The organism is Streptomyces sp., from assembly GCF_035563135.1.
Classification (GTDB): domain Bacteria; phylum Actinomycetota; class Actinomycetes; order Streptomycetales; family Streptomycetaceae; genus Streptomyces.
In genome coordinates, this window is record NZ_DATMVN010000056.1 from 1 (window position 1) to 14,041 (window position 14,041).

General features: G+C 68.4%; 14 protein-coding genes and 2 pseudogenes. 6 read left to right on the forward strand and 10 right to left on the reverse strand.

Annotation, left to right across the window (positions count from 1 at the left end; all coding sequences use genetic code 11):
* A partial coding sequence (locus tag VN520_RS02430) for a substrate-binding domain-containing protein (RefSeq protein ID WP_325745163.1) occupies positions 1-141 on the forward strand: 141 nt, incomplete at its 5' end.
* Between the two features lie 505 nt (positions 142-646).
* Here the strand turns inward: VN520_RS02430 and VN520_RS02435 are convergent.
* From VN520_RS02435 to VN520_RS02475, 9 genes are all read right to left on the reverse strand, one after another.
* Positions 647-1,897 carry an ATP-grasp domain-containing protein gene (locus tag VN520_RS02435; protein ID WP_325745150.1) on the reverse strand — a complete coding sequence of 417 codons (1,251 nt, stop codon included), beginning with the start codon at positions 1,895-1,897 and terminating at the stop codon, positions 647-649.
* 76 nt (positions 1,898-1,973) lie between these two features.
* On the reverse strand, positions 1,974-2,978 hold the full coding sequence (locus VN520_RS02440; RefSeq protein ID WP_325745151.1) for a TauD/TfdA family dioxygenase: 1,005 nt from the start codon (positions 2,976-2,978) through the stop codon (positions 1,974-1,976).
* Between the two features lie 14 nt (positions 2,979-2,992).
* Entirely contained in the window at positions 2,993-4,030 is a 1,038-nt protein-coding gene (locus VN520_RS02445; RefSeq protein WP_325745152.1) for a fatty acid desaturase family protein, read from the reverse strand.
* A 57-nt stretch (positions 4,031-4,087) separates the two neighbouring features.
* Entirely contained in the window at positions 4,088-4,687 is a 600-nt protein-coding gene (folE, locus tag VN520_RS02450) for a GTP cyclohydrolase I FolE (protein ID WP_325745153.1), read from the reverse strand.
* Positions 4,688-5,395, reverse strand: coding sequence for a 7-carboxy-7-deazaguanine synthase QueE (locus VN520_RS02455; RefSeq protein WP_325745154.1), 708 nt, complete (start codon positions 5,393-5,395; stop codon positions 4,688-4,690).
* Positions 5,392-5,754, reverse strand: coding sequence for a 6-carboxytetrahydropterin synthase QueD (gene queD, locus VN520_RS02460; protein WP_325745155.1), 363 nt, complete (start codon positions 5,752-5,754; stop codon positions 5,392-5,394). Before queD ends, VN520_RS02455 begins: the two co-directional genes overlap by 4 nt.
* Positions 5,755-5,758: 4 nt before the next feature.
* Positions 5,759-6,430, reverse strand: coding sequence for a 7-cyano-7-deazaguanine synthase QueC (gene queC, locus VN520_RS02465; protein WP_325745156.1), 672 nt, complete (start codon positions 6,428-6,430; stop codon positions 5,759-5,761).
* 223 nt (positions 6,431-6,653) lie between these two features.
* A complete protein-coding gene (locus VN520_RS02470; RefSeq protein WP_325745157.1) occupies positions 6,654-7,823 on the reverse strand; it encodes an ATP-grasp domain-containing protein in 1,170 nt (389 codons plus the stop codon).
* A 283-nt stretch (positions 7,824-8,106) separates the two neighbouring features.
* On the reverse strand, positions 8,107-9,093 hold the full coding sequence (locus VN520_RS02475; RefSeq protein ID WP_325745158.1) for a LuxR C-terminal-related transcriptional regulator: 987 nt from the start codon (positions 9,091-9,093) through the stop codon (positions 8,107-8,109).
* A 545-nt stretch (positions 9,094-9,638) separates the two neighbouring features.
* On the opposite strand from VN520_RS02475, the gene VN520_RS02480 reads away from it, so the two are divergent.
* The 5 genes and pseudogenes from VN520_RS02480 to VN520_RS02500 form a co-directional block, all read left to right on the forward strand.
* On the forward strand, positions 9,639-9,818 hold the full coding sequence (locus tag VN520_RS02480; protein ID WP_325745159.1) for a hypothetical protein: 180 nt from the start codon (positions 9,639-9,641) through the stop codon (positions 9,816-9,818).
* Positions 9,819-9,925: 107 nt separating this feature from the next.
* Positions 9,926-11,164 carry an ATP-grasp domain-containing protein gene (locus VN520_RS02485; RefSeq protein WP_325745160.1) on the forward strand — a complete coding sequence of 413 codons (1,239 nt, stop codon included), beginning with the start codon at positions 9,926-9,928 and terminating at the stop codon, positions 11,162-11,164.
* Positions 11,161-12,390, forward strand: coding sequence for an MFS transporter (locus tag VN520_RS02490; RefSeq protein WP_325745161.1), 1,230 nt, complete (start codon positions 11,161-11,163; stop codon positions 12,388-12,390). Before VN520_RS02485 ends, VN520_RS02490 begins: the two co-directional genes overlap by 4 nt.
* A 53-nt stretch (positions 12,391-12,443) precedes the next feature.
* The gene (locus VN520_RS02495; RefSeq protein WP_325745162.1) at positions 12,444-13,217 is read left to right on the forward strand and encodes a thioesterase II family protein; all 774 of its coding nucleotides are present in this window, start codon (positions 12,444-12,446) and stop codon (positions 13,215-13,217) included.
* A gap of 198 nt (positions 13,218-13,415) precedes the next feature.
* Positions 13,416-13,502, forward strand: a pseudogene (locus tag VN520_RS02500) (shikimate dehydrogenase); the annotation flags it as partial.
* A 374-nt stretch (positions 13,503-13,876) separates the two neighbouring features.
* Here VN520_RS02500 and VN520_RS02505 read toward each other — a convergent pair.
* Positions 13,877-14,041, reverse strand: a pseudogene (locus VN520_RS02505) (cytoplasmic protein); the annotation flags it as partial.

The following is a 14,041-nucleotide window of genomic DNA, read 5'->3' on the forward strand; positions in this document are numbered from 1 at the left end:
ACTCCCGCGCTCACCTCGGTGCGCAGCCCGATGGCCGACCAGGCGACCGCCGCCGTCCACCTGCTCCTCGGCCTGATCGACGGCGCCCCCACAGGACCGGTGATCATGCCGAACGAACTCGTCGTGCGCGAATCGACCTGATGCCTGCCCAGCCGGAACGACGAACAGGGGCAACTCCTGGTCCTGGCTGCCGCCGTCGCCCTCCGGGCACCCGCCGCTCTCCGTGAGCCGGTCGACGGACAGCCATCAGTGCGGTTCGACGGCAGCGTCGGCTGCAACGTCAGCGGGCGACTGCTGTGGCCGACGGGTCTTCAGGGGCGTTGCCGCTCGCGCTCAGCGCGCCGTCGAGGGTGTCGATGGCCTGGCGTTGCAGACGCGGCCGTACTGGCGACACGCCAGTACGTGAGGCAGGTCCGTGAGGTAGGCCCTCACCGTGCTGTCGGCCCTCGCGACGGCGGGCTCGCCGGTGGCGATCTTTCCGGTGAGCACGGCCAGCGCGTCTTTACGGGTAGAGCCGTGGACACGGGCGCACTTGCGGGTGCTGCCGGCCGGTCGCCTCGTCCCCCAGCGGTGGACGAGGCGATCCTGTTTCGGCCGGTCGGCGGGCTCACCTGGTGTCACGAGAGGGATGTGCCGCTCGTGGCTCCTATTCCCCGGCCTCTTCGATGACCAGCTCGACCGTGTCCCGGACGCGGGCGAGCAGGTCCACCACACTCGCGTGATCCGGGGCGGACACCCAGATCCCGATCGGAATGTTGAGGGTGTTGTCGGTGACCGGTACCCAGTCGCCCGGCTCGTAGATCGACAGCACCTTGTCGACGCCCGGCATCTTCCGGACCTCGTCGAGGCCGCGGATCTCCCGGAGGGTGCCGGCCGGACCGTCGTTGCGGATGGCGCTGGCACCGCAGGACTGCCGGAAGTGCACCGGCGCCTCCAGGCAGGCGGGCCGGACACCGAGGTAGCAGTCGAGTGCCTGCTCGAAGGGGTCCAGATCGGTGTGCGCGAGCCATTGGTCCGTCATCGGGCCACCGGGGAGCCGCGCACCGACCTCCATGAGATGCACGCCGTCGGGGCCGACCTTCACCTCGGTGTGGCTGGGGCCCAGCCGCACCTCGAACGCCGTGAGGGCTGCGCGCACGTAGTCTGCGGCGGCCTGGTAGTCCGGATCGTCCTCGGGCAGCTTGGCCGACTCCCAGTACGGGAAGTCGTAGTCGCTGTCGTCGGGCTGCCGGTACTCCCATATGTCGACGATGCGGTGTTCACCGTCGTGGCTGAAGCAGTTCACCGCCAGCTCACGGCCGCGAACGTACTGTTCGACGAGCCAGTCGTCGACCTGCCAGCCGAACTGGTTCTTCGCGTGCATCGTGGACGTCCGGGCCGCGTCCTCGGGATTGCTCAGCAGGTAGGTGCCGTAGGAACCCGCTCCGGTGGTGTGCTTGGCGATGGCCGGAAAGCCGATCTCCGAAGCGGCCGCAGCGATCTTGGCGGTGCTGTCGACGAGGATGAACCGCGGGATGCGCAGACCGGCTTCGGCCGCGACCCGGCGCATGTCCGCCTTGTTCCGGCGCGCGGCCGCCTTGGCGAGTCCGTTACCGGGCAGCGACAGCCGGTCCGCCAGTGTGTCGGCCAGGTGCACCGCCGAGTCCATGGCCGGCACCACACCGCTGAGCCGCACGCCGAGCGAGTCGATCCGGGTGAGGATCTCATCGGCGTCGGCGGAGTAGACGGTGAAGTCGTCGCCGTCCGCGTGATCGGGCCAGTTCTCCGCGATCACCTCCCGGGCCACCGTGTACACAGAGATCGTCGTGAAGCCGCGCCGGCGTGCCTCGGTCTTGTAATGGGCGCCGGTGCGAACGGGGTCCAGAAGCAGGACGGCTGGTGTTTCGTTGGCAGGCATGAGTGGGGCGAACTCCTGTGGAGGCAGAGGGAGAGGCGGCGGTGGGCGGCCGCCTGCGGCTGCGGACGGGCGAGGGTCAGAAGACGCCTTGGATGTCTCCCGTAGCGGGCAGGACCCGCTCGCTCGGCATCATCAGACGTGCCCAGCCCGGCACCGCACGGTGCGAGTAGAAGCGGCGCAGCCACCGGTCACGCCCGTCGTAGCGAGGGGTGAAGGCGGACCGCCCGTGGGCCGCGATGTGGTTGTTGACGAGCATCAGGTCACCGGGCTCCAGAACGACCTCGACGCAGACGGCCTCCAGGGCCTCGGCCAGCGCCTCCAGGGCTTGTTCCGCCTCGAAGCCGGCCGGCCTGGTGTTGAACGAGTCGAAACGGAGGAACTCACAGCCGGGGTTGCCGAAGAGGACCCGGTGCTCCGCCGTCGCAGGCCGCTCACCGGCCCCGCCCCGGGTGAACGAGGTCGGGAACAGGCTCCGGAACCCCAGCCGCCGCAGTACGTCGTTCTCGGCCTCGGACAGGTGGGCGACGGCGTGCCTGATGGAGGCGACGCGGGTCGCCGTGTCGGTCTCGTGCCCCTGCCGCAGGCTCAGCAGCCCGAGAAAGTCCGGCCGCAGGGGATGGTGGACGTTCTCGGTGTGGAAGTCGAAGGCGACGGAGCCGCTGTTCTCCATCCGGTCCTCCTCCCCGCGCACCGGATGCACATCGTGGAAGAGGTCACCGTTCTTCTCGTCGGCGTAACCGATGAGACTGCCCAGCACGTCGCCCACCAGGGCGAGCGTGCCGTCCGTGGCGTGGCCGACGAGCGCCTGTGTCCCGTATGCGAGGGGGGTGTCGGGGAGCTCGCCCGTGGCCACCCCCTTGACGAGCAGGTATCCGCTGTTCGACGTGCCCTCGCGGAAATCCACCAGCGCGCTGCGCAGTTGAGCGGGGACATCGGGGAGGAACTCCGACAGGTCGAAGGAGCGGGAGCGGCCGAGAAGTGCGACCACGTTCTTCGACAGCTCCCACAGGGCCTCGCTCTCGTCCTGCGTGAGCTGGAGGACCGGCCGTGCCACATGCTTTTCCCGTACGGCGAGTGCCATGTCTACTCCTTGGCTCACAGGGAACTCTTGATCTTGGGGGACGGGGACAGTGACGGGGCCTTGCGCGGCGTGATGGCCTCGTGACCCGATTCGCCCGGGGAAACTCCTCCGGGCGTTGTCAGAACCCTGTCCCGTGTCCTGATCCGCCGGGCGAACTCCTCGTCCTCGGACAGCAGGAGATGATGGATGCGGCGCAGCGAGTGGTGCGGAATGCCGGGCCACATGTGGTGAACGGTGTGATAGCCGTCCGCATGCGGGTGGAAGAGCCAGCGCTGGAGGCGCCCGGTGTTCGACACTGTCGCGTCGAACACCGTGCGCGCGTCGGAGTACACGTGTTCGTCCGCCTCGGCGACCAGCCGCAGGGGCGGCAGCAGTACGAAGTGTGCAAAGAGCCAGACCCCGGAGGCGACCGCGCCGGTGCGCGGGCCCAGCAGGAGCGCTGTGGGCGCGCCCACGCACACGGCGCTCCACAGCAGCGTCACGAGGGGGGCGAGAGCATTGGTACGCAGCTCCCGCAGCCAGCCCAGCTGATAGCGCAGCAGCCGTTTGCACACGCCGGCGGCGAAGTCCCTCACCAAGGTGCGGGGCAGTGCCTCCAGGTCGAGTTCGGCGTAGCGGTATCTGTCGGGGTCCTCCGCCGTACCGAACCGGCCGTGGTGGAGCAGGTGGCTGGTCCGGTACGCGCTGATCCGGCTTCCGGTGGGCGCTGCGGCCAACAGATAGCCGAAGACATCGTTCAGGCCTCGCCGGTGCCGGCTCCAGTTGTAGTGGGAGGCTTCATGGACGAGGTTTTCCAGGGCCCTCAGTTGGCGGGCGATGACGATGCCGGCGAGCAGCGCCGGGACGATCGAGGCGACCGGGTGGCGCACGATGAGCCAGGCCGCACCGGCTGCCGCGAGCCCGGCGACGAGGTGGTCGAGCAGTGCGCAGGATGTGGTGACCCAAAGCCGCGTTCTGTGGGCGTCCTTGATGTCCGGGCGAAGCCGCGAAGGGGCTGTGTACCCCTTCGAATAGGCTCTGCCCGTGGGTTGGTCCTTCTCCGACACAGGCATGAACGTTCCTCCGACGACAGTGAACGGTCACAGGGCAGGTCGTCAGCAGCGCACGACTCAGGAACCGTTCATCAGGCTGAGCAGCTCGGTCCGCTCGAAGCTGTTCTCGCGGAACACACCCTTGAACACGGCGGAGGTCATCTGTGCCCCCGTCTTGATGCCGCGCATCGTCATGCACAGGTGCTCGCCACGGCCGATGACGGCCACGTCGGGCGACTTGGTGATCTCCTCGATCTCGGCCGCGATGTCAGCGACGAGACGCTCCTGCACCTGGAGCTTGTGAGCGTGCTTGTGCGCGATCCGGGCGAACTTCGAGAGCCCGAGGAGGCTGTCGTGGGCCCGGTAGGCCACCTGCAGGTCACAGTTGAAGGGCAGGAGGTGGTGCTCGCAGAGCGACCACACGCGCATACCGGAGACCATGACGGTCTGGTTGCTGGCGACACTGCTGAAGACGGTGTCGAGGTTTCCGGCGTCGTAGTCGACGAACTCACGCCACCAACGCGCGTAACGCCGGGGGGTGTCGCGCAGGCCTTCGCGGTCGGGGTCTTCTCCGATCTCGATCAGAAGGCGCCGGGCTATGGACTCCAGCGGGTCGCCTGCCTGCACCTCCCCCTGCTCCAGGATGGTGATGGCGGAGGTGTCCACGTCGATGCTCATCTAGATTCCTCTCCTGTCGCCCCACGCAAGGACATGCAGACGGGTGGATAGATTCCAGCCACGCCGCACGACCTCGTCCGCGAGGGAACTCAAGTGCTGACTGATGTGTGCCACGGTCTTGCCCTCAGGCATGATCCAGACGGGCGAAATGCCGAAGTCCGTCTGCAAGGAGCCCACTTCGTCCAGGTCGTCCGTGGTGCGGCAGACGAACTTGAACGCCACGTCGGGGGTCTGCGCCAACTTGCGAAGGGCAGCGGGCACGATGCGCTTGGACGCGGGATCCCCGGCATGGGAAAGCTTCGGGGAGACGTTGAAGCGCACTCCCGGTGTGATGATCTCGTCGTCCGGGACGACGGTGCCGTTCGTCTCGAACTCCACCGTGACGCCCGCCTCGCGCAGCCCCTTCAACAGGGGGCGCAGCCGGCGCTGCTGGCTCAGCGGTTCGCCGCCGCTGATGACGACCAGGTCGGTGCCCAGTGCGAGGAGTTCCCCCAGTACGTCCTCGACATCCCTGTTGTGCAGTTCCTTCCGGGGGTCGAACGCCGTCTTCTCGTCGCTCGTCCCCTTCCAGTCCCAGGTGTACGGGGTGTCGCACCAGTGGCAGGACAGATTGCACCCGCCCAGCCGCAGGAAGGCGCACTGCCGGCCGGCCGACGGCCCCTCACCCTGGACCGTGGGGCCGAAGATCTCATTGACGACGATGCTCACGGGCGGTACTCGGCCCAGGTCTTGTCGGTCTCCGAGATGCGGACGGCGGTGAGCTCGGGGTAGCGCTCCACCCACTGCTCATAGATCCACATGGCCATGTTCTCGGCGGACGGATTGCGGTCCTCGATGACATCGTTGAGGTGCCGGTGGTCCAACGTGTGGTCGAGCCACTTCTTGAAGTCGGCCAGGTCGCCGTAGTCCCGCACGAAGCCGGGCTCGGTCAGCTGGTCCGGGGCTGCGGAGAGCCTCAGCTCGATGATGTAGTTGTGCCCGTGCAGCCGGGCGCACTGGTGGTCCGAGGGCAGGTGCGCCAGCCGATGACTCGCCGAGAAGTGAAATTCCTTCGTGATGTGCAGCATTCATCTACTCCTTGAAGTAAACCGTGGGGTCAGTCGTCTCAGCACGCTCGAACGCCTGGATCCGATCGACGCACGCGGCACATTTTCCGCAGTGCACTTCGGTGCCCTTGAAGCAGCTCCAGGTCTCGGTCCAGTCGACACCCAGCTTTTCACCGAGCCGAATGACGTCGTGCTTATGGAGGTCGATAAAGGGAGCCACAACCTCCAGGTGCGCCGGGGCATAGCCGGCACACGCCACCTTCTCCATCGCGTTGAAAGAGGCGATGAACTCCGCCGAACAATCGGGTGCGGTCGACGCGTCGCCCGCCAGAGCCCCGATAGCGACCTGATCCGCCTTGACAGCGGCGGCCTTCCCATAGGCCACGGACAACAGAATCACATTGCGATTCGGAACGACATTAACACTACCGGGAGCCGTGTAGTGCTGATCCGGGACATCGACTTGAGAATCCGTCAGGGAGTATCCGGGAAGCATGGAAGCAACATTCGACAGATCGACGATCTCGTGCTCGGCGCCAATGCGGTCGGCCGCTATCCGGGCGTAATCATGTTCCTTGCGGTGCCGCTGGCCGTAGTCGATGGAGAGCAGATGTACCTCATGCCCTTCGGTGTGGAGCTGATGGGCGAGCACGACGGAGTCGAGCCCGCCGGAAACGATCGCGATCACACGTGCCACGGTGACGCCTTCCTGGAAACGGGATGGTGGTGGGGTTCCGGACGCGGGCGCACGGCGGTGCCCCTCGGCCACCGGCGCGCGGTCTGCGCACGGCACGGTGACGGATGGTCGGGACAGCCGAGGAAGGGGAAATGGGGGCGAAGGGGCCGCGGCCGCGGTCAGCGGCGGCGTAGCCCCCTCCCCTCGAGAGGTCGCTTCACTCCCGGGGGAGGGAGTCGGGGGCCTACCCTGTCGGGGTGCCGGCCAGATGGATGAGCGGCGTCGCGGCACGCAGGGCCTCGGCGCACTCCTCGGGAGAGGCACCGGTCGTGACCACGTACGCGTACCGTCCGGCCACATGGTCGCGGGGCGGCAGCCGAAGACGGCGGCCGGGCTCCACCATGAGCCTCACTTCGTGGACCCCGGGCGGCAGCTCGTCCTCGACCGTCAGGGACGTGACGTCGAGATCGTGTTCGGGGTACAGGAACTGGATGTGGGCCGACGCGGTCCGCACCGGCGTCACGTCGGGTTCGGCGCCCGCGGCGAGGTCGGCGGCCACCTTGCCGTAGTCGACCCCCGTGGCCAGGCGGGCCACATAGGGGATGAGGTCGCCGCCGAGGCGGGCGTTGACCTCCACCAGGCTCGGACCGTTCCGCGTCAGACGCAGCTCGGTGTGGGTCACCAGTGTGCCGAGGCCGAGCGCCGTGTGTGCTTCCTGGAGGACGTGCCGCACCGCCGGGTCGTCCAGCAGCGGGTCGTCCGCACTGACCGTGTGGCCGACCTCCTCGAAGTGAGGGGCAAAGCCGAGGGCCTTGCGGGCCACGAACATCGGGGTCACACGGCCATCGCGGCACACGCTCTCGACGCTGACCTCGGGCCCGTCCAGGTATTCCTCGACGAGAACCCACGCGTGGTCCCGCGGGATCTCGTCGAAGTACGCCTCCGACGCCTCGGAGTACGCGGCTTCCACGGCCTCAGGCCCGTCCGCCCGCACGACCCCGACGCTGGCCGCGAGGGCACGCGGCTTCAGTACGACCGGGAATCCGGTCGTCCGCGCCGCCTCTTGCGCCTCCTCCAGCGACGCGACGGCACGGGAGGCGGGCTGCTCCACACCTGCGGCCGCCAGGGCCTCACGCCCGAGGTGCTTGTCCCGGCAGGCACGGACGCCTTCGACATTCGCACACGGCAGCTTCAGCGTCTCGGCCACTATGGCCGCGATCGGCACCCGGATCTCGTCGTAGCAGAGAACGCCGGCTATCTGCACGCTCTCGGCAAGCCGAACTGCGGATTCCATCGCCTCACGCGGGTCAAGCGTATCGACGACGGTGTTACCCCGGAGATACCGGGATTCCCAGTCCGGCTCCTTGGGCGCGAACAGCCAGAGGTCATAGGAGTCGGCGACCGATTTCAACATGTACTCACGCCACAGCTGTCCGCCGCTGCCTATCAGAAGAAGCAACGGGCGAGATAGCTGACCACTCGACCCGGCTTTTTCCGTGTCCCCCTGCGACTCAATGAGTCGTGGCATTGCCGATCCCCGTTCGACGTCCCCGTAAAAAGCCTTGATCGAAACTTCGATCAAGCCCGACCACTGTTACCCGATCGTGGTCCCACGTCTACAGCGAGCAAGGATCGGAAACACGTCGGCAGCAAAACGAGGGGGGGAGAAATCGGATATTGGCGAGATAACCGTTGATTCAGTCGAGGCCGTCGGTGGTGCCCTTCGCCAGCTGTTCATGCAGCAGATACCCGGCATGGAGCCGGTTACGAGCCCCCAGGTCCTGCATCAGATCAGCGATATGCCGCTGACAGGTCCTCAGGGACAGCCCCACGCGTACGGCGATCTTCTTGTCGCTCTCCCCGGCCACCAGGAGGCGCATGATGGCTTCCTTCACCTCGGAGGAGACGTGCACGATCTGGCCCTTGCTGTAGCTCAGAGGGAAGGGGCGGGCACCGTTCCAGGTCCGCTCGAAGGCGTCCACCAGGGCGTCGAGAACGTTCTCGTTGCGCAGGACGACGGCCCCCTTGGGATGCCCCTTGAGTGCGAGGACAGCCACCCGCCGGTCGAAGACGAGCATGCGGGTGAAGCCGTTGGCCGTGGTGCGGACCTCCCCGCCGAGCTGCGTCACATGCTCGACATAGGCGGCCGTGCCCTGATTGAACTGTGCGGTGTGTTGATATAGCGTGCGCATCCGAACGCTGCGACCCAGCAACTCCCGGGCGAACACCAGGGCGTCCTCCAACTGCTCCACCGGCCGGCCGCCACCCGGCTGAGAGGTGAGCACCTCCGTCACCGCCCGGGCACTGAACTCCTCGATGAGGGCCAGGACCACATCCAGGTCACGGACCACCTCGATCTGTCCGGCGGCCGACTCCGCCTCGTCCCAGTAGACCGGCAGCAGCGACCCGAGGTCGGCTCGTATCCGGTCCGCCTTCTCCTGCATGACGGAGATCTCGCGCACCAGCGGTCCGAGGAGGCGCAGTTGGGCGGAGTCAGGGGCCACGGCGGCGAAGAGGCCGCCGTCCGAGTCCTGTTGGAGCAGCCTCAGCTCCACCAGGCCCGCGACCACCCGGCCCGCCTCCGGCTCGCCCAGACCGAGTTCCGCGCTCACGTCCTCCGCGGTCAGCGCTCGACGACGCACGGCCAGCGCGTACGCACGCCGCATGTCCGTGGACAGATGCATTTCCATATCGATCAAAGCGCCCCTTGTGGTGCTTCGCGCCCCCCTACGCGCAATGCACCACCCCTCACCGCATGAGCAGACTTGCTGGGCGGTTTGGGGGCCTGGACCGACCAGCAACTATCGAACTTCGCATGCGCGTGCGAGGTTGTCAAAAGCCGCTCCCGCGCCCCTAACGATCCGAAACGGTTCGGATTCCGGTCATGGGCGCGCGCGAGTGGCCGGGGGGCCCGCAGCACCTCTGCCGCCGTCGGCGCAGGAGGCCACCGCCGCTTCCGGTGGTGGGCGAGCTGACCCCCGCACGCCTCGGTCCGCACCCACCCGCACCCCCGTACGGAGCGGGTCCGGGGAAGCCCTCACGGTGACACTCCGGAACGCCTCGCTGACAGCACGTCAGAGGCGCATATGTACCTCTTGCACTCCTATCGGGTTCCCGCCAACGGAGATGTGACCCGGGAGAGCTATGGACACACCCCTCCGTAATCACAAAGGTGGCTACCGAAACATGCGCACAGAACGCAGGCACGTACCGGGGGGAACCACCGAACATGAAACTTGTCACCGGAATACTGAAGAGCTCGTTGCTGGCGGCGACGCTGCTGGGCCTGGGAGGGGCGGCCTTCGGCACAACCGGCCAGGGAGCGCAGGCCGGGGCGTCGGCGCGGTCCTCCTCGTGCAACTCCGCCTGCCCGTACAGCGCGCCGGGAAACGACCTCGGCTGGGGCTGATCCGCGCCGTTCCCCGCACTGCGGCGTACCCCGCCGCGTGCGGGGAACGGCTGCGGTGTTCCCGCACGCCCACGCCGCTTGTCCCCCACGCTCCGCGAGGTGACGCCTTGTTGTACATCCGCCGTCGTCCGGTCGGCTCCGTCCTCCTCCTCGGCGGCACCCGCCCCGAACCGGTCGGAGCGGCCAAGGCAGCCGGACTCTCCCTGACCTACCTCGGCGCCTCGGCACGGACGCCGCGTGCCATCCTCGACAGCGCCGACGCATGCGTGCTGCTCGACGACCCCACACCGGAGAACATGGCCGGGGCCGCCCGGGAGCTGCACGGCCGAGAGCCGTTCGGCGTGGTCGTCACCATGCTCGACCACTACCTGGAGACCGCTGCGCTCCTCAACACGGAGTTCGGCCTTCCGGCCAATACCGCCGACGTCATACGGACGATGAACGACAAGCACCGGATGCGCACGGCGGCCCTGGAGTCCGCCTGCGCCCAGGTGGCCCACGGATCCGTCGGCAACGCCGACGACCTGCGCTCGTTCGCGGGCCGGCATGGCTACCCCTTCATCCTCAAGCCGGTCGACGGCTCGGCAAGCCGGGGCGTCGTCCTCGTATCCGACGCCGTCACGCTGGAGGCCGCGGCCCGGTCCCTGACGGAGACGGCCGCCCCGGGTTCCCGCTGGATCGCCGAGGAGTACCTCTCGGGGCCCGAGTTCAGCGTGGAGACCTTCAGCACCGACGGAAGCCACCATGTGGTGGCCGTCACCGAGAAGTTCAAGGGCGACAACTTCGTCGAGATCGGCCATCTGGTCCCGGCCCGCGTAAGCGCGGCGGACCACGCCGCCATGGCCGCCGAGGTCGGTGCCCTGCTCGACGCCGTCGGTCTGAACGAGGGCGTCGCCCACACCGAGGTCGTCCTCACGGACGCCGGCCCGCGCATCATCGAGACACACAGCCGCCCGGGCGGCGACGGCATCGTCGAACTCGTACGACTGGCCACGGGTGTCGACCTCCAGGAGCTGAACTTCAACTGGCTCGCGGGCAGACCCGTCGACCCACGCCCCACGCCGGAGCCGAGAGCCTCCGCCACCTGGTTCCTCACCCCGCCCGAAGGTGCCGTCACGGCCGTCACCGGTCTCGACGAGGCCCTTCTCCACGAAGGCGTGACGGAGGGGTACACCGTCCTCGGGCCGGGCGACACGGTCCCCCCGCTGCGCAGTTCCGACGACCGCAGCGGAGCGGTCATCACCGTGGCCGACGACCCGGACACCGCGCTCGCGCGGGCGCGGGCGGCCGTGGGCCTCATCGAGGTGACCGTCGCCCCGGAGCACGGGAGGCCGGTTCCGCGATGAGTGAAGAACGCTCCTACGGATACCGGGCGCTCTTCTCCGAGCCAAGGATCTTCACCTACGCACTCGCTGCCGCCTTCGGCAAGCTCCAGGCCGGCATGTTCGCCCTGAGCACCCTCTACGCGGTCGCCGACCAGCGCTCGTACAGCGTCGGCGCTTTCGTCGTGGCCGTATCGGCCCTCGGAGGACTCTCCACCCCGCTGCGGGGGCGCCTCCTCGACCGCTACGCCTACGGCCCTGTGCTGTGGACGATCATGGTGATCCACACGGTCCTGGTCGGGGCCCTGCTGGTCAACGAGCACATGCGGGGACCGTTCTGGATCACGGTCGCCTCGGCCCTGCTCGGCAATCTCGCCGCTCCCCCCATCGGAGTGGTCACCCGGGTGATGTGGCGGTCGGTCACCACGGAGGCAAGCCGGCCAACGGCTCTGGCCTTCGACTCGGTCCTGGCCGACGCAGGCTTCATCCTCGGCCCGACGCTGGCCGCGGTCGCCTGCTCCGCCCTCGCCCCCTGGGCCGGCCTGGCGGCCGTCGTGTTCTTCACAGCGGTGGCCACGCTGCTGCTGCCGAAGGACATCGGCGACGACAAGTCCTCGGCCCGGCAGGGCGACCGCCACTGGGCCGGGCCGCTCGCCAGCTCACGTCTGGTCCTCCTGCTCGGCGCGGCCCTCTGTTTCGCCACGGCCGTGAGCGTGCTGGAGATCGCGCTTGCGACACCCGACGGCGGCAAGGACTCGCAGGTGCTGAGCGGACTGCTGCTGAGCGTGCTGTCCATCGGCAGCATCATAGGTGGACTGCTGATCGGCGCCATGACCCCCGTGATGGCCGAGCGGGCGACCCGGCTGCCCGTTCTGCTGGTGGCCCTGGCCGTCTTCTCCACCGCGCTCGTTCTCGGCAGCGAGGCCGGCTGGCTGGTAGCTGTACCGCTCTGCCTGCTGACCGGCCTCTCCTTCGGCCCGTCCTTCGTCGCCGTGTACGGCCGGTCGGGCGACCTCGCGCCTGCGGGTATGTCCGCCGAGACTCAGGCATGGGTCGGTACCGCCCTCCAGCTCGGCTCCGCCGCCGGTGCCGGTGCCGGCGGTGTGATTCTGGACATCTGGGGTCCCACGGGAGCGCTGGCCCTCGCCCCCGTGGCCGCCGTGGTGGGGGCGGCAAGCGCGTTCGCGGGCGACCGCATGCGGGCACCCGCGGCCGCGCCCCGAGAGGGCAAGGCCCGGAGCCTGTCGTGAAGGGTTCTCCTCGCGCCCCGGGCCACCGAGTGACCACCGAAGGAAGGAACAGGATGTCCATGCCCGCCGACCCCGGCAGTTCTCCCTGGATACGCCGCTACGCCTCTGTGCCCGACGCCTCCGTACGGCTGGTGTGCCTGCCTCACGCGGGCGGCTCGGCCCCTTTCTACAGCGCCCTGGCCAAGTCGCTGAGTCCGGACATCGAGGTCATCGGCGTCCAGTACCCCGGTCGTCTGGAACGCTGGCAGGAACCGCTGCTGGAGAACCTGGCAGAACTGGCCGACATCCTCACCGGCGAGCTCCTGCCGCTGGCCGAAGGCGATCTCGCGCTGTTCGGGCACAGCCTGGGCACGATGGTGGCGTTCGAGGTGGCCCGGCGCCTCCAGGCACACGGCCGAACGCCGATCCACCTGTTCGCGTCGGGTCGCGGCGCGCCTTCGAGGCACCAGCGGGAGTTCAGTGAGCGCCCGGACGATTCCACCCTCATCCAGCTGATGCGCGGACTGGGCGGAACCGACCCACGCGTCCTCGACGACGAGGAGCTGGTGCGAATCGCTCTGCCGGTGCTGCGCGCGGATTACACCCTCGTGGACACCTACCGCTACGAGCCGGGGCCGATGCTGAACTGCCCGGTGACCGCACTGAACGGCAAGGAGGACCACAAGGTGACGGCGGCCGACGCCGAGGCGTGGTGCGAGCACACCACCGGCTCCTTCGAATCCGTCCTCTTCCCGGGGGGCCACTTCTACCTGGTGGATCAGCACGCGGAGGTGACGAGCACCCTCGCTTCCCGGCTGGCGGACTCGCGCGGATCACGAAGCCACTGAACCGGTGCATCGTCAACCACACGAATCTGTATACCTGTTCGGACGGCTGGGCTACGATCTTCGGTCCAGGAGGCTCACACCCGAAGCGGGGGAGACGAAGTGACGGTGCAGTCGTCGGCGCCGATGCCGGTCACCGGTGGGTCGACCCGGTTCTACGCCGTCCTCGGCCAGCCGGTCTCCCCGGTGCAGGCCCCCGGGATGCTGAATCCACTTCTCGCCGGACTCGGTCTGGACGCCGTACTCTTCCCGGTGCTGGTCACGCCGCAGGATCTCGGTGACGTGGTCCGCGGGTTGCAGCGGATCGGCAACCTCGACGGTCTGCTCGTCACCATTCCGCACAAGGAATGCCAAGGGCATCGACGAGGAGTTCTTCCCCGACGGCCCCTGGCGTTCCATCCTCGTGGTCAACATCGGCAAGCCGGCCGAGGACGCCTGGTCGGCGCGACTGCCGCGCCTCGAGTACGAGCAGACCGTCCAGCTCGTCCGACGCACGCGACCGCTGTCCCGGCCGGCCGTGCCGGCCGGGACAGCGGTCGCTTCCTGCGCACAGCAGCAGTGCTCCGGGCTGGCGCTCCGGCCCTCCCCACCTCGCAGCGCGGCGAGGCCCGCCCCCGGCGCGCCGGGGGCGGCGGGTCGTGTCTCCCGCTGGATCCGCCGGGCTACTTCAACGCCGGGGCGTGCACCTCGATGCGGGCGGAGGGACTGAACTTCGCGAGTGTCTCCGCCAGTTCGGCGGCAGCCGTCTCCAGATCGGCCACGGGCATCGGTGCCAGGCTCTCCAGCAGGAAGAGCCCTGACACCGTCTCCTCGGTGAGGCACGTGCG